At 66.1% G+C, this 22586-nt stretch carries 16 protein-coding genes; 4 read left to right on the top strand and 12 right to left on the bottom strand.

Going from position 1 to position 22586, the window contains the following annotated elements:
* Window positions 1-362 precede the first annotated feature (362 nt).
* From HGO40_RS16205 to HGO40_RS16190, 4 genes are all read left to right on the top strand, one after another.
* Window positions 363-623 carry a DUF2790 domain-containing protein gene (locus HGO40_RS16205; protein ID WP_250963836.1) on the top strand — a complete coding sequence of 87 codons (261 nt, stop codon included), beginning with the start codon at window positions 363-365 and terminating at the stop codon, window positions 621-623.
* Between the two features lie 45 nt (window positions 624-668).
* Entirely contained in the window at window positions 669-1724 is a 1056-nt protein-coding gene (locus HGO40_RS16200) for an oxidoreductase (protein ID WP_250963835.1), read from the top strand.
* Window positions 1725-1791: 67 nt separating this feature from the next.
* Window positions 1792-3180, top strand: coding sequence for an NTP/NDP exchange transporter (locus HGO40_RS16195; protein WP_250963834.1), 1389 nt, complete (start codon window positions 1792-1794; stop codon window positions 3178-3180).
* Between the two features lie 5 nt (window positions 3181-3185).
* Window positions 3186-3686: a lipocalin-like domain-containing protein gene (locus HGO40_RS16190; protein ID WP_250963833.1), complete on the top strand. Its 501-nt coding sequence runs from the start codon at window positions 3186-3188 to the stop codon at window positions 3684-3686.
* Window positions 3687-3896: 210 nt separating this feature from the next.
* On the opposite strand, the gene HGO40_RS16185 is transcribed toward HGO40_RS16190, so the two are convergent.
* The 12 genes from HGO40_RS16185 to HGO40_RS16130 are packed head-to-tail and all read right to left on the bottom strand — an operon-like array spanning window position 3897 to window position 22553.
* The gene (locus tag HGO40_RS16185; protein ID WP_250963832.1) at window positions 3897-5258 is read right to left on the bottom strand and encodes an isochorismate synthase; all 1362 of its coding nucleotides are present in this window, start codon (window positions 5256-5258) and stop codon (window positions 3897-3899) included.
* Entirely contained in the window at window positions 5255-5563 is a 309-nt protein-coding gene (locus HGO40_RS16180) for an isochorismate lyase (RefSeq protein WP_250963831.1), read from the bottom strand. The genes HGO40_RS16185 and HGO40_RS16180 overlap by 4 nt, the downstream gene beginning before the upstream one ends.
* Window positions 5560-6318: a thioesterase II family protein gene (locus tag HGO40_RS16175; RefSeq protein WP_502943302.1), complete on the bottom strand. Its 759-nt coding sequence runs from the start codon at window positions 6316-6318 to the stop codon at window positions 5560-5562. The genes HGO40_RS16180 and HGO40_RS16175 overlap by 4 nt, the downstream gene beginning before the upstream one ends.
* A complete protein-coding gene (locus tag HGO40_RS16170; RefSeq protein WP_250963829.1) occupies window positions 6315-7913 on the bottom strand; it encodes a (2,3-dihydroxybenzoyl)adenylate synthase in 1599 nt (532 codons plus the stop codon). Before HGO40_RS16170 ends, HGO40_RS16175 begins: the two co-directional genes overlap by 4 nt.
* Window positions 7906-8625 carry a VOC family protein gene (locus HGO40_RS16165; RefSeq protein ID WP_250963828.1) on the bottom strand — a complete coding sequence of 240 codons (720 nt, stop codon included), beginning with the start codon at window positions 8623-8625 and terminating at the stop codon, window positions 7906-7908. The genes HGO40_RS16170 and HGO40_RS16165 overlap by 8 nt, the downstream gene beginning before the upstream one ends.
* A complete protein-coding gene (locus HGO40_RS16160) occupies window positions 8622-9767 on the bottom strand; it encodes a Gfo/Idh/MocA family oxidoreductase (protein WP_250963827.1) in 1146 nt (381 codons plus the stop codon). Before HGO40_RS16160 ends, HGO40_RS16165 begins: the two co-directional genes overlap by 4 nt.
* Complete coding sequence (locus HGO40_RS16155; RefSeq protein WP_250963826.1) at window positions 9764-11476, bottom strand: class I SAM-dependent methyltransferase; 1713 nt, start codon at window positions 11474-11476, stop codon at window positions 9764-9766. The genes HGO40_RS16160 and HGO40_RS16155 overlap by 4 nt, the downstream gene beginning before the upstream one ends.
* Entirely contained in the window at window positions 11476-12507 is a 1032-nt protein-coding gene (locus HGO40_RS16150) for a class I SAM-dependent methyltransferase (protein WP_250963825.1), read from the bottom strand. Before HGO40_RS16150 ends, HGO40_RS16155 begins: the two co-directional genes overlap by 1 nt.
* Window positions 12504-13607, bottom strand: a complete 1104-nt coding sequence (locus HGO40_RS16145) for a saccharopine dehydrogenase NADP-binding domain-containing protein (protein WP_250963824.1) — start codon at window positions 13605-13607, stop codon at window positions 12504-12506. The genes HGO40_RS16150 and HGO40_RS16145 overlap by 4 nt, the downstream gene beginning before the upstream one ends.
* Window positions 13601-15346, bottom strand: a complete 1746-nt coding sequence (locus HGO40_RS16140) for an ABC transporter ATP-binding protein (RefSeq protein WP_250963823.1) — start codon at window positions 15344-15346, stop codon at window positions 13601-13603. Before HGO40_RS16140 ends, HGO40_RS16145 begins: the two co-directional genes overlap by 7 nt.
* Window positions 15343-17082 carry an ABC transporter ATP-binding protein gene (locus HGO40_RS16135; protein ID WP_250963822.1) on the bottom strand — a complete coding sequence of 580 codons (1740 nt, stop codon included), beginning with the start codon at window positions 17080-17082 and terminating at the stop codon, window positions 15343-15345. The genes HGO40_RS16140 and HGO40_RS16135 overlap by 4 nt, the downstream gene beginning before the upstream one ends.
* Window positions 17079-22553: a non-ribosomal peptide synthetase gene (locus HGO40_RS16130; protein ID WP_250963821.1), complete on the bottom strand. Its 5475-nt coding sequence runs from the start codon at window positions 22551-22553 to the stop codon at window positions 17079-17081. The genes HGO40_RS16135 and HGO40_RS16130 overlap by 4 nt, the downstream gene beginning before the upstream one ends.
* Between the last annotated feature and the right edge of the window lie 33 nt (window positions 22554-22586).

The raw sequence follows: 22586 nt of genomic DNA, 5'->3' as shown, positions 1-22586 counted from the left end.
GTAAAAGCCCGCTCGCGTTTGCAAGGCTGTTCTCTTAAGGCAATCGACAAACCCGTGGCGAGGGAGCTTGCTCCCGCTGGGCTCTGTAGGAGCTGGCGAAGGCTCGGGCCGCGTTCGGACGATCTTTTGATCTTTCGCTTGAGGTTCAAGTGTCTGGAAAAAGATCGCAGCCTCGCTCCGCTCGACAGCTCCTACAGGCCGAGCGGGAGCAATCTCTGGCCACAGGTCCATCATTTTTCTTAAGTGAACAGCATTGCGCCCGCGTTGACATCTTCCCGTCAGCCAGCAGTCACCTTGACGTCAGTCGCCCCCTCCTAGAGTGCTACGACCATCCCAACGAGGACCGTGTCGTGGAGCCCACTATGAATATTCGAAACCTGTCGATTGCCGGCCTGCTGGCCGTCATCTCCTTGAGCGGCTCGCCGCTGCTCGCCAAAGAACAAACGCAGATTCCGGCCTACGAATATGGCATGCCGCTGGACATCGCCAGGGTCATCCATATCGAGGAGGCGACATCGCCGGTGTGCGAGGTCGTGCAAGCCAAGATGACCTATTTGAACAGCCAAGGCATCAAGAAGCACGTCAGCTTTCTGCAGTTGGCCGAGGCGTGCTCCAAACAGTGACCGTCCGGCGATGCCGGTTCATTTCTTCAGAAAGGGACTATCACCATGTGGAATAACACAACAACACCCACCCTCGGCCGCGTGAGTGACAAGGGCCGGCTGGCGAGACGGGCGAGAACCCTTGCCGCCGGCATCGCGCTGCTCGCTTCAGTGAGTGTCGAGGCGTCCGATCGCGTAGCACCGAAACCGGACTGGTCGACCCATGACATGCCGTCCCAGAAAGGCCGGATTGTCCTGGTCACCGGCGGCACCAGTGGCATGGGCTACGAGGACGCGCTGGCGTTGGCACGTGCCGGCGCCGAGGTCATCATCGCCGCGCGCAACCCGGAGCGCGGCGCCCAGGCCATCGCGCGTATCCGTGAGTCCGTACCCGACGCCAAGGTGCAGTTCGAGAACGTGGACCTGGCCGATCTTTCATCGGTGCGCGACCTGGCCCAGCGTCTCAATCAGCGGCTGCCGCGCCTCGACGTGTTGATCAACAACGCCGCCGTCATGGCGCCGCCCGAGCGGGGCACGTCCGCCGATGGCTTTGAGCTTCAGTTGGCCACCAACTACCTGGGGCATTTCGCACTGACCGGCCTGCTGGTGCCGCTCTTGCGTCAAAGCCAGGATGCCCGCGTGGTGAGCCTGTCCAGCATTGCTGCGACCCGGGGCACGATGAACCTCGATGACCTGCAGAGCGAGCAGAAATACGACCCTTATGCGGCCTACGCGCAATCGAAACTGGCGGTCCTGCACTGGGCCTTTGCCTTGCAGCGGCGCAGTGACGCTGAAAATTGGGGCATTCGCAGCATCGCGGCGCACCCCGGCGTGGCGGTCACCGAGTTGGTCGAACGCGGCCCTGGCCTGGACAGCGAGTTCGGTCGGCGCTGGGCCAAGGACCGCGACGCGTATCACTCAGCGGCTCAAGGGGCGTTGCCGACGTTGTACGCCGCCACGGCTGCGCAAGCCGTGGGCGGAGCGTATTACGGCCCGACCGGGGACGCTGAAAGACGCGGTCCGTTGGGCTTCGCCAAGACGCCGCCCGCCGCAAGCGCGCAGGCGGATGCCGAGCGGCTCTGGGCCGTCTCCGAGCGCCTCACCGGCGTGACCTATCGCTGATGCGAGCCTGGGCGCGGGCGTCCGTCCCGCGCTTGACCTTTCTTATTGCCGTCTCCCTGGAGTCCCTATGAGTGCGCCTTCCTATTTGCACCGGCTGAGCCTCGCCCTCAACGCCCGCGACGGCGAGTTGCGTCCGGCGCTGTGCGGGTTCCTGCTGTTCCTTTGCCTCTTCACCGGTTACTTCATGCTGCGCCCGATCCGTGAATCGATGGGCATCGCGGCGGGAGTGGAGAATTTGCAATGGCTGTTTACCGCGACCTTCCTGGTCATGCTGGCGGCCGTGCCATTGTTCGCCTGGCTCAGTGCCCGAGTGCCACGCCTGCGCCTGATCGACTGGGTGTACGGCTTCTTCGGCTTCAACCTGCTGATGTTCGTCGAGCTGTTCCAGTTCCAGCCGGACAGCGTCTGGCTGGCCCGGGTCTTTTATGTCTGGATCTCGGTCTATAACTTGTTCGTCGTCTCCGTGGCCTGGAGCCTGATGGCGGATGTATTCGACAGCGAGCAGGCCAAGCGTCTGTTTGCCTTCATCGCCGCAGGCGCCAGCGTCGGCGGCCTGTTGGGGCCGGCCCTGAGCGCGTTGCTCATCGGTGCGCTCGGCGCTTCGGGGTTGATGTTTCTGGCGGCCTTGTTGCTCGGCGTCACGCTGGTGTTGAAACGGGCGTTGATGGCATGGCGCGAAAAGGGCGGGGCTGGCCGTCTTGGCGCCGCGCCGACGCAAAATCCCCGGCAGCCCTTGCAGGGCAACCCGTTCAGCGGTTTGACGGCCGTGCTCGGGTCGCCTTACCTGTTGGGCATTGCCGGGTTTGTCGTGTTGTTGGCGACGGTCAGCACTTTTCTCTATTTCGAGCAGGCGCGCCTGGTGGCCGAGCATTATCCGGATCGCGAAGCGCAAGTGCGCATCTTCGGCACCATCGACATCGTCGTGCAGGCCGGGGCGTTGCTGTCCCAGCTGTTCATCACCGGCCGTATCGCGCCGAAGCTGGGGGTGCGCGCCTTGCTGGCCATCGTGCCGCTGCTGATGTGCATCGGCTTCCTGGGCCTGGCGTTGGCGCCGGGGTTCGCGCTGCTGGTGGCGCTGATGATCGTGCGGCGGATCGGCGAGTACGCGTTCGTCCGACCGGGCCGGGAAATGCTGTTCGCGCCACTGGATGCCGAGAGTAAATACAAGGCCAAGAACTTCATCGCCACCGTGGTCTATCGCGCGGGTGACGCCATGAGCGGCTGGATCAAGAGTCTGCTTGACCTGCTGGGGCAAGGCGCCGGCCCGGTCGCTGTGGTGGGCGCGGGTTGCGCGTTGCTGTGGGGCTACTTGGGTTGGCAACTGGGACGACAGGCCGATTATGCCGCTTCCAGGGAACAGCGCTTGGCGGTCATCGCGGCCAGGGATAAAGACCGAGCCGACCAGGAGGAATCCCACTCTATTGTCCATGGCGTTGTTGCGGCGAGTGAAAGGTGATGCGGATGAGTGTGAAAGATAAGGTACTGGCAGTCGGTGCGATCGTTGCCTTATCGGCATGCTCCAGCGTGTTTACGGGCAAAGAAAACGCTTTGGTCGGGACATGGCGCATGGTCAGTGCAACCGTTGAGAGCCAGGGCAGCAAGGCCGATGCTTACGGCCCCGACCCTCATGGCTGGCTCGTCTTCACCCCAGAGCTGACGTTTGTCGAAGTGCTCACTGACCCCCGCGTGCCGGTGTTTCGTTCCAATGTGCGTGGTGAAGGCACCGATGAGGAAAACCGGGCAGCGATGGCGGGGAGCATCGGTTTCTTCGGGCGATATACCGTCGACCAGAACGGTGATTTCTCAGGCAACATTGTCAAAGGGTCTACGTTCCCGAACTGGGTGGGCGCTGTGCGTACCCGGGATGACCTGCAGTTGAAGGTCGACGGCGACCGGATGGTGGAAGACTTTCGCCGTCCCGATGGGGCGAAGGTGCACATCGTCTTTGAGCGTGTACGGTAACGCTGTTCACTTAAGGCAATCGACAAACCCGTGGCCAGGGATTGCTCCCGCTGGGCCTGTAGGCGCTGTCGAGCGAAGCGAGGCTGCGATCTTTCCCCCGGCACTTGAGTCTCAAGGGAAAGATCAAAATCAAAAGATCGCAGGCTTCGCCAGCTCCTACGGAACCCAGCGGGAGCAATCTCTGGCAACCGGTTCATCATTGGCTCGCCGTTAGCGTGGAGCGAGGTGCAAGGCCTGCTCCATGCTCGCCAGTTTGATTTGGGTTTCCTCGTATTCATCGGCCGGTCGAGACCCCTGGACAATCCCGCAGCCTGCGAACAAGTGGCAATGCAAAGGCGTCATCAGTGCCGAACGCAGGGCCACCAGGAAATCGCCGTTGCCCCGGGAGTCCAGCCAACCCACGGGCGCGGCGTACCAGCCGCGGTCGAAGCCCTCGTGCCGGCGAATGAAGCCCATGGCCGTCGCCCCTGGCAAACCTCCAACCGCTGGGGTGGGGTGCAAGGCCTGGATGCCGTCCAGCAAACCACACCCCTCTACAAGCCGGGCGCTGATCGGGCTGCTCAGATGCTGCACCGTGGCCAGTTTCAGCAGTTCGGGTCGGGTGGCCGCTTGCAGGTCGCTGACGATGCCACTCAAGCCTTGCAGGATGGTCTGCACCACCAATTGATGTTCATGCAGTTCCTTGGGGTCCGCCAACAAGCCTGCGCCCACTTGCTGGTCTTCCTCGGGCGTTGGGGCGCGGCGCGCGCTACCGGCGAGGGCATGGGTGCTCAGGTGGCCTTCCCGACAACTGAGCAGCCGCTCCGGGGTGGCCCCCATGAAACAGCTGCCTGCGCGGTGCAAGGCGAACAGATGGGATGAGTTGCGCCGCTCGTGCAGCCGGCGCATGACGGCGCCGCTATCGAGGGCGGCGTCCAGCTGATATTCGATATGGCGGGCGAGCACCACTTTGCTCAGCTCGCCGCTGTCGATGGCCTGCAAGGCGTTGGCGACCTTGGCGTGCCACTGGGGCGCGGGCAATGCGGTGCGCTCGATCACCTCCGGGTGCGATGCGAGCGAGCGTGGCGACGCGAAAAGCTGTTGGTGCGCCGCCAGGCTGGCGCGCGCCAATGCAGCCGGATCGCTGCCGGGTTCCACCACGCATTGGCAACGCAGCCAGCGGCCGTCACCGTCCTCGCTGAGCAGCCATTGGGCCAGGTGAAAGCTGGCATCGGCGAATGGCGCCCAATGCGGCGCGCAAGGTTGTTGCGTGTCGAAACGCATGCCGCCCAGCAGCAGCGGTGGATGGCGGCCGGCGATCACCGCGTCGGCACACAGCGCGAACCATTGGCGGTTCACCTCGGCCAATCGCAGGGGGCCCGTGGCTTCGAGCTGCCAGGCGCAGCCCAGACCGAACAGAGCCAGGTCCGGCGAGTGAGCACGCCAGAAACAGCCCTGCCGGTGCGTTTCGTAAAGCGCCAACGGATCAAGGTACGGTGCGGGGCGCGAACTCACGGCGACAACGGGCCGCTGATGCTTCAGGGCGAGCTGGTGCGCAGCTTCGAACACACTCATTAAGGCTGCTTCGATCATACGGCCGCGCTCTTTTTTTGCAGCCAGAACGCCGTTTGTTCCGCGATGTACCAGTGGATGACCTGATTGAACAGACCCTCGACGAATTCACCGTCCAGCCCGGCCTCCTGCGCCCACTGCCGGCGCTGTGGCAACATCGCCGCGACGCGGTCCGGTGCGGCGATACTGGCCTGGTCGGGTTTGAACGACGAGGCCGCCTTGACGTACTGCATGCGCAGCCCCAGGGCATCGATGATCTGCCGGTCGAGGGTGTCGATGGCGTGGCGAATGTCCGGCAGGCCGGTGCAGTGTTCCGGGGTGTTCATACCGTGTCTCCTTGAAGGTAGGCCGTGCGTCGCAGCAAGTGATGGATCACGGGGCGCGGCTGTTGCTTGAGGTAAAAATGATCGCCGTCGAACTGGCGGATATCCGGGGTGTGTTCGCTCAGGTCCGCCCAGGCCCGGGCCTGGTCAAGGCTGACATCGGTGTCGGCCCGGGCCAGCAGTACGTCGATGGGTGCCGCCAAACGGTCAAGCCGCGCCGGTTGCCAGGTTTCGATGGCCTGGTAATCGCTGCGCAGGGTCGGCAGGAACAACCCGCGCAGTTGCGGGTTGCCCCATAGGCTCGTGGCCTCGGCGTCCTGGCGCAGGATGTCGGCGATCAGTGCGGCATCGTCCTGGCGGTGCAGGTCACTGGTTGGTTGCCGGTGCGGAGGCGGGTGGGCCGAGACAAACACATGCTCGGCACCGACGCCTGCCGCCTCCAACTGCACACCGACGGCGTAGGCCAGCGCCGCGCCCATGCTGTGGCCAAACAGCCACAGCGGGCGGGAGGGCAAACTCAACAGGGCCTGGCTGATGTGTTCAGCCAGGCGGGCCAGGCAGGCAATACGCGTCTCGTTGAACCGTTCTTCTCGTCCGGGATATTGCACGGCCAGCAAGTCGATATCCCCCGGCAGGTGCGTCAGCCACGGACGGAAGAAACTCGCGCTGCCTCCGGCGTGGGGCAGGCACACCAGGCGGGCCCGGGGTTGGTCGCCCTGACGCAGCACGCGTAACCACGGTGACATTTCGCTGCTCATAAGGCCTGCACCTGTTCCGCCAGGGCCTTGCGGTTGACCTTGCCCAGGCGCGTCAGCGGGAACTCGCGCAGCACCTGCAAGCGGTCCGGCAGTTTGTAGGCGGCCAGTCCACGCTCGCGCAGCCAGGCGTTGATCGTGCCCAGTTCGACCTGTTCGCCATGGGCCAGCACACAGGCGCAACTGCGCTCACCCAGCAGCTCATCGGCCAAGGCCACCAGGGCGACATCGCGAATCAACGGATGGCCCAGCAACAGATTCTCGATTTCCTCCACCGGAATTTTCTCGCCGCCGCGATTGATCACATCCTTGGTCCGCCCCTCGACGATCAAATGGCCCTCGGGCAAACGCCGCACTAGATCGCCGCTGCGGTAGAAACCGTCGGCGGTGAAGGCGCGCAGATTCTGTTCGGCGGCGTTGTAGTAACCGCGAATGGTGTAGGGGCCGCGCACCAGCAGTTCGCCCACGGCGCCTGGGGCGACTGGCACGTCATCGGCGTCGACGATGCGGATCTCATCGTCGGCGGTGAGCGGCAGGCCCTGGGTTTCGAAGATGCGTGCTTGTGGATCATCCAGCGGCGTGAAGCACAGCAACCCTTCGGCCATGCCGTAGACCTGTTGCAGGCCACAGCCCAGGGTCGGGCCGATACGCGCGGCGATCTCGGCCTTGAGCCGCGCGCCACCGACCGGTAACCATTGCAGGCTGCTCAGGTCGTGTTCGGACCATTGCGCCATTTCCAGCCACAGCAGGACCAGCGGCGGAATCAACGCGGTGTGGGTGATGCGTTCGCCTTCGATCAGTTCGAAGGTGGTGTCCGGGCTGGGCTCCGGCGCCAGCACGAGGGTGGCGCCGCCACTGAACACCCCGAACGCGCCGGGTGAGGCCAAGGGGAAGTTATGGGCCACGGGCAACGCCGCCAGGTAGCGGGTGTGGCTGTCGAAGCCGCAGGCGCGGGCTGCCAGGCGCGCGTTGCAGGCATAGTCGTCATGAGTGCGCGGGATCAGCTTGGGCAGGCCGGTGGTGCCACCGGACAGCAGCAGCACGGCGACTTCCCGTGAGTCTGGCGCCGGCAGCGGACGCGGGTCGGCAACGCAGTCGCCCAGGGCGACGAACGCCTCGGCCGCCCCGACCACAAAGACCTGTTGCAGGCTCGGCGCTTGTTTACACAGGGCCCGTGCCAGCGGTCGATAGTCGAAGCCCAGGTGTCGATCGACAATCACATAGGCCACGGCCTGGCTCAGATGGGCCAAGTGGACCAGTTCATGTTCGCGATGGGCCGGCAGGGCGAACACCGGAATCACGCCCAGGCGCAACAGGGCGAACGTCAGGCTGAAAAATTCAGCGATGTTGGGCAGTTGCACCAATACCCGTTGGCCAGCGCGCAGGCCTCGGTCGGCGAGCCCGGCGGCCAAGCGGTCGGCCTGCAGATCGAGCTCGGCGTAACGCCAACGTCGATGGCCATCCACCAGCGCCTCTTTGTGCGGCGTGCGCAGCGCCTGCTCGCGCAACAGCTGGCCCAGGGGCACGCCTTGCCAATAACCGTGTTCGCGATAGCGGCGAATGAAGTCGTCGGGCCAGTCGGTGCATCCATCAAGCATGGCAATCTCCTTGAACGGTCGGGCAACCCAGTAAACGGGCGCCGTGCAGAATCAGCGGGTGCGCCAGGCCGGCGATTCGCACCGCCTGTACGCCGGTGTATTCGGCCGCCTGGATACGCAGCAACGGGTCGTCGCCGGTCAGCAAGCTGAGGGCGGTGTGGTCGGCGGGATGGACGCCCATGTGGATTGCCGCCAGGCCCGTGGCGCCGTTGGGGTGAATCATTTGGGGCGGATGCTGGGCCGGCTCATAGGGCGTGACCAGGAAGGGCAGGCGGTCGTGGCGTGGATAGACGAAACGAAATCGGGTCTGGCGGCCATCCACGCAGGTACGCCGCCAGCTCACCGTGCGACCCATGGCCACGCCGCAGCCCGCCAGGCCCTTGAGGCGCAGCGCCAGGGCCGGGGTGTCGCACAGCAGCGCCAGGTCGCAGAACCCTTCGCCCTGGGCGGCCCAGCGCAACATCCGCCGCCCGGCGCCACGGCCGGCCAGGCAGTCGATGGGCCACTTGAACAGCCAGGCGTGACGCGGTGTGGTGAGCAACTCGATGATCGGCCCCTGGCTGAACCAGATGTGCGCGTGTTGCGCGCGCGCCTCGGCAGTGGCGTAGGTGACTTCGAAACCGGCGGCGCGAAAATTCGCCACGGCCTGGTGCAAGTCGCGCACCCACAGCAACACGTGGCTGCAATTGGACAAAGGTTGGGCAGTGTTCAAAACGGCAGCGCTCCGAGCAGTTGGGCGGTGTCGTCACCGCAAGGGGGTTGCACGGCGTCGACCAGCGCCTGGAGTTCGGCCAGGGGCAGCGCGCGGGGCACGGGTGGCTCGATCAAGGTGGGCATGCCGATCAGGTTGTTCATTTCGCGCCAGGCCATGGACACCTCGGTGGCCCAGACGCCGCTGTGCAGGCGCCGCGAAGGTTCGTCGATGTCGCGGCATAACGCGTCCAAGGCGACGCTGACCGCGTCGGGCCAGACCTGGTTGAACACCTGCCGGTAGCTCAGGGGCACCTGCGGATCGAGCAGCACCATCGTTGGCCCGGCCAGCCGTTCGCTGCCGGGGCCGGCCATGATCAGTCGGGCAGTGCTGTCCCTCGGTGCGTGCAGGCGCGGATTCCACAGCACAGGGCCGTGGGTGTCCCCCAGGCTCAGCACCCCGGCTTCGCAGCCGACTTCGAGGCGATGCAGCAGGAACGAGTGGGTGTCCGGGTCCTTGGGGTGCACCTGGTTCTGTATTCGCAAGCTGATGGGGACGCCATTGAAACGGGCATCGAGCCGGGTGAACGGATGTTCCCCGGCCGTAGGGGCCGGGGCCGCGAACGACCAGGGCCGTAGCCCACCGGCCAGGCGCCCGAGAATATCCAGCAGCGGGTAGGCGACCTGGCTGTTGCAAGCGGCTTCGATGTACGCCAGCCCCTGTTGATCGCGCAGGTAGGCGGCCACGGCGAGAAAGCGCCGGATCGCCAGAATATTCGGGTACAGCGTGTTCACTGCATAGGCGGCCTGGCCCTGGCGCGCGGCCTGCATGCACGCGGCGATTTCGCGGTGGTGCACCGGATGCTCCTGCAACACATGGATGCCGCGGCGCAAAAACTGTTGAGCCAAGTCACCGCCGGCGCCCCCGGTTGCCCCGGAGCGCACCACCACGCAGGCGATATCGACCTCATCCGGCACCTGTTCGACGGTCTCGTACAGCGCCACCCCGTAATGCTCGGCGCAAGCTTTCGAGTAGGCGTTGCCGCGGGACAGGATGCCCACCAGTTGGTAGCGATCGTGGGCGCGGGCCAGGGCTTGCAGGTAGATGCGGCCGAACGCGGTGCCGGCCACGATCACGCGTTTGCGCGCAGGGGCGCTGTTCATGGGCAAGTCTCCGGGAGGCGAGCCCACTGGGCCAGCGTAGGGTCGTCGGGCAATTGGTCGAGTAGTTCAAGACCCAAGACCGGCTCTTCAAGGTGCGCGGCCAGTGCCGCGCGGCTCAGGCGATGGGTGGGTACCTGGGCGACGAAGACGCGATGGCCCAGGCGCGCCAGTGGGTGTCCGACGGCGGGCAGGCTGCGCTTGCCGTGGAATCCGCTCCTGGCCAGCGCGGTTTGCCACTGGGTGAGGTTCAGGAAGGTGGTGCTGCTGACCTGACGTTCATCGTCGGCCTGGTTGAGCATGAAGGCCTGGGAGGCCATCACCCAGAATTCCTCTTGCGTGGGTTCGCTGAATACCAGCCAGCCGCCTGGCTTGAGCAGGACGAGCAGGTTCGCCAGGGAGCGCTCGGTATCGCGAGCGGCATTGAGCACGCCTCCGGCGATGATCAGGTCCCACTCCTGGCTGCGGTAACCCTGGGCCAGGGCAGGGCGGTCGATGTCGAACACGCCGTGGCGAACCCACGGCCAGTCTTGCAGGCGCTCGGCGGCCTGCTCGCTGAAATAGCGCGACACGTCGGTGCACAGGTAGTCCACCGGAGCATCGGCCAAGGCCGGCAACACCGCCTGGGTGGTGGACCCGGTGCCGGCACCGACTTCGAGCACGCGCAACGGCACATCGGCGCTCTGGCGTGCGGCCCAGGCGCCAACCCAATGGGCTACGGCGCGATGCTGGTACTGGGCCGCCAGGCTTTCGCGGTACAACGCTGCCGCGCGTTCGGTGCGCCCCTCGGGAAACAACAGGTGCACCGCCGCGCAGTCGCCGCGCATCAGCGCCGGTAATTGACGGGCATTGTCCCGTGCATAGTCGAGGGTGCCGCTGCCGCCGGTGTTGCGCGCCCAGTCCAGGGTCAGTTGCGTCCAGATGCCTTCGAGGGCTTCGTCGCTCCAGGCGCTGGTGTCGAGGGTCGGGTGCAGGCGGGTGCCTTGGCGGCGCAACAGACCTTGCCCCTGCAACACGTCCAGCCAGCGCGCGATCAACGGCCGATGACCCGGCGCGATGCCCCCATGGGCCAGCCCCTGGGCGACATCGTTCAACGGGGCGGGCAACAGACCACAATGGTCCAGGCCGTTGAGCATCGACAGCAACGCGGCGTGGCCCAGCCGATCATTGAGCCGTACCGCTTCGACGAGTTGCTCGCTGGAAAACTGCAGGTCGAGGGCCGCTTCGGTCGCATCGAGGTGATCCTCGACCCAGGTGGCCTCGCAAGGGTGAGGCACGGCGAACAAGGTCTGGCCGTGCAGCGCGACACTGCTCACGTCGGGATGCCCGAGGGCCCGCTCGCGCCAACGTTGATGTTCGAGCTTGACGCTGGCCAGGTCGCGCCATTCGCCGAGGGCATCCGTAAACCCCTGGACGCCGCAATTGAGCTGTGCCGCCGCCCGCTCGGCCAGTTGCCAGTCGCCCGGTTGCGCCGTGATGAACAGCACCTGTTCCAGGTAGCTCAGGTCGGTCAATGGCAACGCGGGGAAGTCCAGCAGCCGTTCCAGCTGTTCGGCGTTCATGACCGCCACGGCGGGGCGTTGGCGTTCGATCACCGCCATCAGGCGTGCCGGGGAGCGCTGATGTATGCCCAGGTCCGTCAGGGCCGGTAAATGCCAGGGAAATGCGCCGGCGGGTAGCTCGATCAGCAGGATGTCAACGTGCAGCGTCATCATGAAACTCCTACGGCGTGAAACAAACGTTGCCCGGCGGCCGCCAGCGGGTCGGTGGCCGCGGGCCAAACTTCGAGTAATTGGAAACCCTGGGCCTGCAAGGCCTGGCGCCATGCATCAGGCGGGATGAACACTTCATCGGCACTGCGCAACGGCGCACCGGCGGGCGGCGACAGCAGCAGGTGCATGAAGGTCAGCATCGCCGGGTTGTCCGCGATGGACTCACTGAACAACAAGCTCCCGCCGTCCCGCAGGCAGGCGCGTATCCGCCCGAGGCTGCGGGGCAAGTCACGGGCGTTGTGCAGGACGTTGCCAGCGCCCACCAGGTCCTGGCTGCGGGCCTCGATGCCTTGCTCGGCGAAGTCCCGGACCAGGTCGAGCAAACCGACGTGCATCCCCGGTGCCCGGCGAAACTCCCGCTGGGCTGCCCCGGTGAAACGCGAACTGATGTCGGTAAAGCGATAGTCCTTTTCCCGCGCTGGCACCGCTGCCAGCACGGCGCGGGTGGTGCAGGCCGCGCCACCGCCCAACTCCAGCACCCGCAGTACATCGCCGAGGGCACGGACTTCGCTTGCCCGTGCGGCGAGGGCTTGATTGATCGCCGCGGTGAAGTGGTTGCGCTGGTAGGCGCCCAGCACCGCGACGGGGTCACCCGATTGCACCAACAACGGTGCCAGGGCGAGTTGGTCGCGCAGCAGGTCGGGCAGGCACTCGATGACCTGGCGGTGCAGGGGCGCCATGCTGGCCGGGAAGCCCAGTTCGGCGTACAGCCCGGGCAAGTTTTCGACCGCGGCCGGGGGTGGCGTGCCTTGCCAGGCGAGGCGTCCGGCGTCTTCGCGCAGCGCACCGGCGCGGGTCAGCGCCGCCAGCCAGCGCCGCACGATCCAGGCATGGCGGGGCGCCGTGCCCAAGGCCTGGTTGATCTGATCGGCGCTGCGCCAGACTTGCACCGGCAAAGCCTGGGTGTGCAGCAACACCTGGGCCATCCCCCCCAGGCTCACGTGTTCGAGTTCATTCAGGGCGCTGTTCATAGGCAACCTTCTTCAACGGTGTGCAGGTGATCGAGCGGGCCGGGCAGCAGATTCAGGGCACGGATCGCCGAGGTGCGTTGCAGGCGTTCAAGGCTGGCGGCGGGTGGCAACACCTGGGCGGCGTAATGGCAGCCAGTGCTGATCTCACCGTTCGCCACGCTGACCACCGTGGCGGCGGCCTTTGCTCCGGTCAGCGACGCGTTGCCTGTGCCGCTGAGCACCAGGCTGCGGGTGCGTGCCTGCCCGTCCCACACCCCGTCGAGTTGCAGCAGCAACGTGACGAAAGGGGCCTGGCCACTGAGGTCCAGCCGGCTGGCCTCGCACAACCGCTGCACCGCATCGGCGCGCGGCAGGCTGTGGGCCAGGTCCAGGGCCTTGAGCACATGTCCATCAGTGATCACGTTGAACCAATGGCCGACGTCCAGGCGCAGGTCCATGGCCAGGCATTCGCCTTCCCGATTCAAATAGGGCAGCAAGTGAACCTGGCCGGGGAAACACGGCAGCAGCACATCCCGGCTGCGGCGCAGCGCCCGACTGCAACGTCCGTTGCGCCAGGCCGCCAGGGGTTCGCTGGTGCCGTCCACCGCCCCTTGCAGGAAGTCGTCGGCGGCCACGGCGGTGAATTGGTCACGCAGGCCGAAATAGCTGGTCAGTCCCTGGACCCCAGAGAAAGCCTGCTGGGCCAGCCAACGGGGCAGCAACCCGGTAAGCCCTGGTTGCAGGCCGGCTCCGAGGACGGCGCAACGGTTGTGCCACTGGCTCGGCTCAAGTGCCACCTCGCCGGCGGCATCCACGTAGTGCGCATCGGTTTGCAACGCCGCCCGGGCGGCCCGATCTTCCAATCGCCAAGAAGGACCGGCGCAGTTGAGCATTACGTCGCAGCCATGGGCGAACCCGGCCAGGGCAGCCGCATCATTGAAGTCCACCGCGGTCCAGTGCAGGCGCGCGTCGGGCCATTGCTGCTGGAGCGATGCCAGGCAGCGGGCCCCGTTGCGGGCGTCACGCCCGCCCAGGCGCAGTTCGTTCACGCCCAAGCTCAACAGCGCCCGAGCGCTGGCCAGACCGACATCGCCACTGGCACCCAGCACCCCGATCAGCATGGCTGGGCCTGCGCATTCAGGCGCCAGCCGCCGGCACGTTGGCGATCACGCCAGAACCCGGCGTAACGCCCATCGAGGGCCAGCAGTTGCGAGTGAGTGCCTGATTCCACCAGGCGGCCCTGGTCCAGCACCAGAATCTGCTCGGCGGCCATGATGGTCGGCAGGCGATGGGCGATGACCAATACGGTCGAGCTTTGCTTCAGGCTACGAATCGCCGCTTGTACAAAGGCTTCGTTCTGGGGATCCAGGGCGGCAGTGGCTTCATCCAGCAGCACGATTGGGGCGCGCTTGAGCAAGGCCCTGGCCAGGGACACCCGCTGGCGTTCCCCGCCGGACAGTGAAGCGCCGCCTTCTCCCACCGGGGTGCGCCAGCCCTGGGGCAGGCGCGCGACGATTTCATCGACGCCGGCCAGTCGCGCCGCTTCAGCCACCTGCTGCGCACTGGCGTCCGGCCTGCCGACACGGATGTTGGCTTCGAGGCTGTCGTCGAACAGGTAGACGTCCTGCATCACCAGCGACAATTGCGCCATCAACGCTTCGTTGGACAGTTCGCGCACATCGACGCCGCCGACCTTGACCCTGCCTTCGATCGCATCGAAAAACCGCATGAGCAGGCGCGTGACGGTGGTCTTGCCCGAGCCCGAGGCGCCGACAATCGCCGTCATCGAATGGGCCGGTGCAGTGAAGCTCAGGTCGCGCAGCACCGTCGGGCCGCTGGCGTAGGCGAAGCTGACGTGTTCGAAGGCAAAGCTGCCGGGGGCGGTCAACGGCTGACTGACAGTGGGTTGCGGCAATGGCGACTCGCGCAGGATGCCGACCAGTTGCTCCAGGTCATTACCGGCCATGCGCAGCAGGCCGCTGCGCGCCGCTGCCTCGGCCAGTGGCCCGACAAAACGGGCCGCCAGGGCCAGCAACGCGACCAGTTGAATGGCGTCGATGTCACCGCGAACGGCCAGGGCGACGCCCACACCCACCAGCAGCGCAAAGGCCAATTGCACGGGCAGGCCGCCGGCCAGCAGTTTGGGAAAGGTCTGGGCCAACATCGAACCACCGGCCTGTTTCTGCGCCAGGTTGGCTGCCTGCAAGGGCGCGTAGCCATCCTGGGTCCGGCCAAAGGCGCGCTGCACTTGCTGGTAGCGGGCGAACTCGCCCACGCGGTTACCGGCCACGGTCGCGGCGGCTTCGACCCGGGCGTCGTTATTGCCGAGGGCGGCAGCGGACCAGTGGGGGGTGAAGTAGATCAGCGGCGCGCACAGCACCGCGGTCAGGCCCAGGCGCCAGTCGAAGATGAACAAGGTCAGCGCGACTGTGGCCGGCACCACCACTCCGGACACCACCGGCCCCAGGTAATGGGCGAACAGGCCGGTGACCATCAACGTGCCGCTGGTGGCACTGCGCGACAGGCGGCCGATTTTTTCCGAATTGAACCAGCCCAGGGGCAGGCTGGCCAGGTGTTGGCCGAGGCGATCATGTAGGGTGGTCAGCACCACCAGCGCCAGGGCAAAGCCCTTCATCGCCTGCTGGTAATGGGCGATGCAGGTCAGCACGGCCATCGCCGCCAGGCCGGCCAGCCAAGCCAGCGCCGTGGCTGGATCACCGGCAAACAGCGCGCGCAGGATCGGCACCAGGAAAGCCACGGCCAGGCCTTGCAGCACGGCGCTGGTCACCAGCCACGCGAGGTATCGGTAAAGGCGGGCGGCATGCGCCGGCCCCAGTAACGTGACAAGACTGCGGATCACAGGGACATCTCCAACTCGGGGACGGAGTGCTTGGCGCCGGCGCGCCACAGCTGGGCATAGGCGCCGTTGGCTTGGAGCAGGGATTCATGGCGACCGCTTTCAAGCACGCGGCCCTGATCGAGGACGACGATCTGGTCCACGCCGCTGATGCTGGCCAGGCGGTGGGCGATCACCAGCACCGTACGGCCCCGGGCCAGGGCCGACAGGGCGTCCTGGATCAACGCTTCGGATTCGGGGTCGGCGTGGGAAGTGGCCTCGTCGAGGATCAGCACCGGCGTGTCGGCCAGCAGCGTGCGGGCGATGGACAGGCGTTGCGCTTCACCGCCAGAGAAAATCGCATCCTCGCCGATCACCGACTGATAGCCACGGGGCAGGGCCTCGATGCGCAGGTGAATCTGCGCCGAGCGGGCCGCCATCTCCACCTCCGCGTCGCTGGCCTCGGGGCGGCCCAGGCGCAGGTTGTCGGCCACCGTCCCATGCACCAGTTGCGCGTCCTGCAAGACGAAACCGACCTGCCGATACAGCTGGCGCGGATCGATGTCCCGCACATCGACGCCGCCCACCCGCACGCAGCCAGCCTTGACGTCGTGAAAGCGCGGCACCAGTTTGGCCAGGGTCGACTTGCCCGCACCGGACGCACCGACCAGGGCGGTCACGCTGCCAGCCGGACAGTGCAGGTCGACACCGTTGAGGATCGGGTGCTCGGGGTCGTAGCCGAACTGCACATGTTCAAAGGTGATGTCACTGCCCTGGGGCTGCTGGCCGACTTTCGGCGCGGGCAGTTCTTCGACCTTGAGCAGTACTTCGATGCGGTCGGCGGCCGCCAGGGCGGTGCGTTGGGCGGTCAGGCTTTGATTGATCACCACCAGCGACTGCGGAATCACCACCGCCACCAAGGTCTCGGCGAACACTTGCAGCGGCGTGATCCAGCCTTTGGCCAACAGCAAGGTGCCCACCCCCAGGCTCACCAGCAGAATCACCGGGACGCTCAAGGCCATCGAGGAAAACGCCTCCAGGCGCAGCAGCGGTCTGACCCAACCGGCGTATTGCTCGCTGAACTGGTTGACCGCCTGCTGATAGCTGCGATGGGCCTGGCCCACCTGGCCGAACGCCTTGACCACGGCAATGCCATGGACAAACTCGACGATGGCGGCGCTGACCCGGCTCATGCTCTTGTCCAGCAACTGCATTTTCGCGCCGAAGCCGCGCATCATCAGGGCGTAGGCCAGCGCATACACCGGCAAGGTCAGTACCGCCAGCAGCGCCAGGCGCCAGTTCAGCGTGACCAGCCACACCAGCCCCGCCACGGGCATGACGATGGCCGCGGTAAGTTCCACCGCGTGGTGGGCGACCAGGTGATGCAGGTCTTCCAGATCGTCCTGCACCACTTTGCGCACCGCGCCCGAGGTGGTGTCGGTGTACCAGCCCAGGGGCACGCGTCCCAGTTTGCGCACCATGGCTTCGCGCAGGCTGGCTTGCAGGCGGTGGTCCGCCAGGTGGGTCAACCACAGGGCCACGCCGTTGGCCACCCAGCCCAGGCTCAAGGCGATCACCACCAGCGCCGCCCAGCGCCACAAGGCTTGAGTGTCGACGCCACCGGCCAGCAGCAACCGGCCCAGCTCGGTCAGGCCGATGAAGGGCACCAGGTTGACCAGTGCGCCGACCGCGGCAAACGCTACGCCTAAGTGAATCAGGCGGTTGACCGGACGTTTCAGGGTATCCAGAGCGGCGGTCATGAGTTTTTCCGTAGGGCGTCCAGCAGGTGCGCGGTGACGGTGTGGACGTGAGGCGGTTCGATCACGCTGAAGTGATTGCCCGGCACATCGATCAAGTCGAATCGTCCCAGGCACGCGTCTTCCCAGAACGGTGCCGCCAGGTGGCCAACGCCGCCGGTGATGCCGAACGATTGCTGCTCCAGGCAGCGCAGGTAGGTCATGTTGCCGAGGAACGGCGGCGGGTCGAACCGTGCCGCGCGCATGCTGTGGCGGCAGACGCGAAACAACGTCGGCACCAGCTCCGGGCCGATGGGCACCCCGGCCTGGCCCGACGCCAGGCGCGCATATTCGGCCAGGCGTTGTTCCTGGCTGCGCGCCGATTGTTGTCTCACCGCCAGCGCCAGGGCTTCAAGGCCCGGGTCGCCGCTCAAGGAAGCCATGGCCCCGGCGGGCACGCGGCGATTGTCACGGGCCATCAGCAGATCGATGGCGCGGTACACGTCATAGTCTTCGATGTGCGGGCCGAACACGGTTTTCACCGGATCCAGGTTCAGGTTGGGCACGAAGATCGCCTCGTAGGCCAGCTCTTCGTCGGTGTCGATGAACATCGGAATGCTGTCGATCAGGCTCAGGTCCACCACGTCCATGCCCCGTTCAAGCAAGCGCCGGGCGACCTCGGTGGCGAGCAGCCCGCCCAGGCAGTAACCAATCAGCTGGAAGCGCTGGTGACCGTCGGCGATCAAGCGTTCTGCGTAATCCTGGGCCACGCTTTCGATCAGGCGCTTGGGCTCCAGGGCCAGGTAACGCTCGGTGTCGGCCACGGCAAAGCCGATCACCGGGCCGGCCTGTTGCTCGGCCAGGGCGCGCCCCAAATGCTGGAAGTAATCCAAGGTGCCGAGGGCGGCGTGGAACATCACCCGCACCGGGCCGACCTCGCCACCGCCAAACGGCACCACCAACGCATTGCTGCTGGAGGCACGCTGGGCTTCGCCGCCCGCCGCCGTGGGCACTGGCGCGGCTTCGCCGTGGGTGCGCCGGCGCGCCAGGGCGGTGACAGTCGGCTCGTTGAGCATCTGCCGCAGCAGCGTGTCGTAACTCAAGGCCTGGGCCTGGGGCAGTTGTTCACGCAGTTGACCGGCGACACGGGCGAGGATCAGTGAATCGGCGCCTTTTTCGTAGAAGCTGTCGTCGACGCCAATTTGCGTCAATCCCAAGGCCTCGGCCCACAGCCGGCACAGCTCGGCGGTGAGGGGATCGGTCGGCGTCGCCTGGCCCGCGGACACGTGGGCATCAACGGCGGGGCGCAAGCCGGCCAGGGTCTTGCGGTCGACCTTGCCATTGGCGGTCAGTGGCAAGCGGTCGAGCACTTGCAGGTGCGCCGGCAGCATGTATTCCGGCAAGCGCTGGGCCAGGGCGCGGCGCAGGCTGTCGACGTCCAGGCGCTGGAACCCGGCCTTGAAACGGGCGGCGAACACCTGCATGCCGAGGGCCGCCAGCGGGTGATCGGCCGGGGGCAGGGCGGGCAGGCATTCACCGCCCAACGCCTGGATTCGCGCCTGCCAGGTCTGTGCGTCGCGTAGCCCGCTACGGCCCAGGTCGTGGTCGTCGTTGACCGGGGTCATCATGAAGCCCTGGGTCAACAGGATCGGCGGCCATTCGCCGGTGGGTTCGCTGAACACCAACCAGCCCCCGGGGCTGAGCAGCTCGGGGATTTGGCCGAGGGCTTTGTCGATGTCCTTGACGCTGTTGAGCATGCCGGCACACAACACGACATCGACGCTGTTGCTGGCCAGCCCTTGGGGGCGGATGTCCTGCTCAATATCGAGCACGCCGTAGCGCACCCAGGCGTGCTCGGCAAACCGTTGCTTGGCCGCCGGCAAGAAAAAAGCGGTCATGTCGGTGAACAGGTAATCGACGTCCAGGCCATCGAGCAGGCCGATCACTGGCGCGCTGGTGGCCCCGGTGCCGGCGCCGATCTCCAGGATGCGCAGCGGCCCGTCGCCTTCATGGTGGGTGGCGAGGCGGTTGATCAGGGCCGCGATGCTGTGATTGTTGTAGCGCGAGACGGCGTCCCCGCCGTACAGCTGCAATGCCAGATCCTGTTGGCCTTGGGGAAACAGCAGGTCGAACGGGTTGACCTCGCCCTTGAGCAACGGCGGCAATTGCCAGACGTGGTTGAGTTGATAGTCGAACAGCGCCTGGCTGCACAGCCCCGAGGCGACGGCCTGTTCCACCCGGCCCCAGGCCCGCGCCGGCTCGGGTGCCGGTTGCGCCAGGCGATAGCGCGATTGTTCGAGTTGCAGCAGGCCCGCCTCGCACAGCGCGCCCAACCAGCGGCGCACCAGCCAGTGATGGCGCGGCTGTGCCTGCAACGCGTGGAGAATGGCCGGGGCATCGGGTTCAGCCAGCTCGCCGCTGAACAAGCCGGCCTTGAGCATCACCTCCAGCATCGAGCTCAACGCCGCGGCACTCAGGTCTGCCTGGTATTCGCCAACCTGTTGGGCGTCAAAGGCGCCGACCTGGTTGTCGGCATAACGATTGATCGTCGTGAGCAAGGACGCGTCCGGCAACGGTGTTGGCGATGTCCGCGCGGCAGTGACAAAGGCCAGCAGGCTGCGCTCCCCGGTGGCTTCGCCGGTGACCAGGCTGATTGCGTTGTCCACGCCGGGGATGGCGAGCAATGCAGCGTCGATTTCACCCAGTTCAACGCGATGCCCACGGATTTTCACCTGGCCGTCTTCACGGCCGAGGAACTCCAGTTCGCCGCCGGGCAGGTAGCGACCCCGATCGCCGGTGCGATACAGGCGCTGGCCATCCACGGGATGGGCGAAGAACCGCGCGTCGCTCAGTGCCTGGTCGCCAAGGTAACCGTTGGCCAGGCCGCCCCCTGTGATGTACAGGTCGCCAGGCACCCAGGTCGGGGCGTCGCGCCATTGGCTGTCGAGCACGCGAAAGCCCTGGTTGGCCAAGGGCAGGCCATAGGGAATGCTGCGCCAGGCCGGGTCAATCTCGTCGATCGGGTGCAGGTTGGACCAGATCGAGGCTTCGGTCGCGCCACCGAGACCCACCAGGGCCAGGCCGGGCAAGAGATGTTGGAGTTGCGGCGGCAGGATGAGCGGGATCCAGTCACCGGACAACAACGCCAGGCGCAGGCTGTCCAGTGGCCGGGGCTCGGCATGCAGGTAGTGGGCGAGCATGTGCAGTTGCGCAGGCACCGAGTTCCACAGCGTCACCTGATGCCGCTGCACCAGTTCGGCCCAGTGCGACGGGTCGGCGCCGCGTGCCGGGTCGGGCAGCACCAGCGCGCCGCCCACGGCGAGGGGGCCGAAGAGGTCGTACACCGACAGGTCGAAACTCAACTGTGCCAACCCCAGCACGCGATCCTTGGCGTTGACGTGAAAACGCCGGTTGATGTCTTGCACGGTATTGAGGGCTGCGCGATGGCTGATCATCACGCCTTTGGGGTCGCCCGTGGAACCAGAGGTGAAAATTACGTAGGCGAGGTCATCGGGGTTACTGTCAACCGCTTGGAAGTCGGCCGCTGCTGGCGCCAGACAATCCACCGCATGCCAGTGCAACCCATCGGGCAGCGGCGTATCGGGCAGGCTCTGGGACTGGCCAAGTACATGACGCACCTGGGCGCTGCGCAGCACGCGGTCGCGGCGGGCGGCCGGGGCATTGCTATCGAGTGGCAGGTAGGCGGCCCCGGCAAGTAATACACCGTAGGCCGCCACGACCTGGTCGAGGCCTTTGGGCATGAGGATCGCCACCGGTTCCTGGGCGCCGCAACCGGCCTGGCACAGGGTGGCAGCGACGGCCAACGCGCGCTCGACGAGCGCGGCATAGGTCAGGCTGCCGTTGGCATCGATCACCGCCAACGCTTGCGGATGTGCCTTGGCCATGGCCAGCAGACCGTCGTGCAAGCGACCGGTGGGCAGCGGCGCGGCGGTGGCATTCGCCGCCAGGCGCTCTCGCTGTTGCCAGGCCGGCAGCGGCACCTGCATGGGTTGTTCCCAGGCGGCCGGGTCCAGGGCCAATCGCTGCAACTGCGCCAGGAACGCCTGCTGCATGTCGTTGACCAAGCCGTCGGGGAACACGCCTTGGCGCACGTCCCAATGGATGTGCAAACCATGACGGTCATCCATCACCTGGCAGTCGAGGGTGACTTGCGGGGTCTGGGTAATGCCGTGGCCCACCCGGCGCTGGCTGGCCGCCAGGGGTTCGATCGCCAGGCCGATGGCGCTGGTGAACACCACCGGCATGGCCGCCGCTTCACGGCCACGACGGCGGCCGATTTCACGCATCACTTCAATGCCGGAAAACAGCCGGTGCACCAGGTCGGCGAACAGTTGGCTGCCCAGTTGCCGGGCCTGCCGGGTGAAGTCCTGGCCTTGAGGATCGTTGACCTGGAGCAGGCTCACGGAGGTGAAGTCCCCCACCAGCCGATCCACTTGCGGGTGCAGTGGCAAGCGGTTGAGCAGCGTCAGGTTGAGGCTGAAGGCAGGGCGCTGGCTCCAGCGTTGCAAGGTTCCGACGTAGGCGGCGAGGACCGCAATGGAAGGGGTCAGGCCGCGTTCGTTGGCGGCTTTTTTCAGGGCGTTCCATGGCTGCTGATCGAGCTGGGCCGAATGCCGCTGGAAGCGCGGCGGGGCCGTGTCTTCACCGCTCAGGGGCGCCGGCAGTTGCGGCGCGGCGGGCAAGTCATCGACGCGCCCCAGCCAATACTCACGGTCGCGTTGGTGGCGGCTGCCTTCGAGCAAGCCACGCTCCGCCAGCAGGTAGTCGCGGAAGGTGAGGTCCAGGGGCGGCAGGGTGGCCTGGGGATCGTCCAGCAACTGTTCCAACTCGTTGAACAACAACTGTGCGCTGGCCCAGTCGGCAATCAGCGAATCCATGGAGAAATGCAGGGTGTCGCCGCTGTCGCTGCGGCTCATGCGCAATTCGAACAGCGGCCATTGATCGGTGGGGTAGAGCTTCTGCTCCATGGCCTGGCGGATCTGTTGCACGCCGTGCCGGTGCTGTTCAGCCGTGACGCCGCGCAAGTCCGCGACGGCCAGCGAGTAGTGGGCAACATTGACCAGGACGCATTGGGAACCCTCGCTGGCGATCACCGCGCGCAGCATGTCGTGACGCTCGATCAGACGGTTCCACGCCTGTTCCACCCCCTGCGGATCGAGCCGCGGCCAACTCAGTTCCAGATAACCGTGGCAGGCGACGTTGCCGTAGCCAAAGGAAGATTGGCGGCCCAGGAGGTAAGCGTTCTGCACGTCGGTGAGCGGGAAGGGCGCGTGGTGGTTCGCCGGGTCAGCCTGTACCAGTGGCCGTTCCTGTGTTTCGAGCAGGTGCAGGATCTGTTCTTTGTGCTCACGCAGTTGTGCCAGGCGCTCGGCATTGAGCAGGCCTTGGGGTGCGCGGAATTTCAGTTGTCCGTCCTGGGGCCAGAGTTCAACGCCCAGGGACTTGAGTTCACTTAGCAGTTTGGCGGCGGGCATGGGTACAGCTCCTGGAGAAAAGAGGGGTTGTGG

The organism is Pseudomonas sp. CG7, from assembly GCF_023701885.1.
Taxonomy (GTDB): Bacteria; Pseudomonadota; Gammaproteobacteria; order Pseudomonadales; family Pseudomonadaceae; genus Aquipseudomonas; species Aquipseudomonas zanjanensis.
Note: the sequence above shows the minus strand (reverse complement) of the source record. Positions and strands in the feature narration are given on the sequence as shown.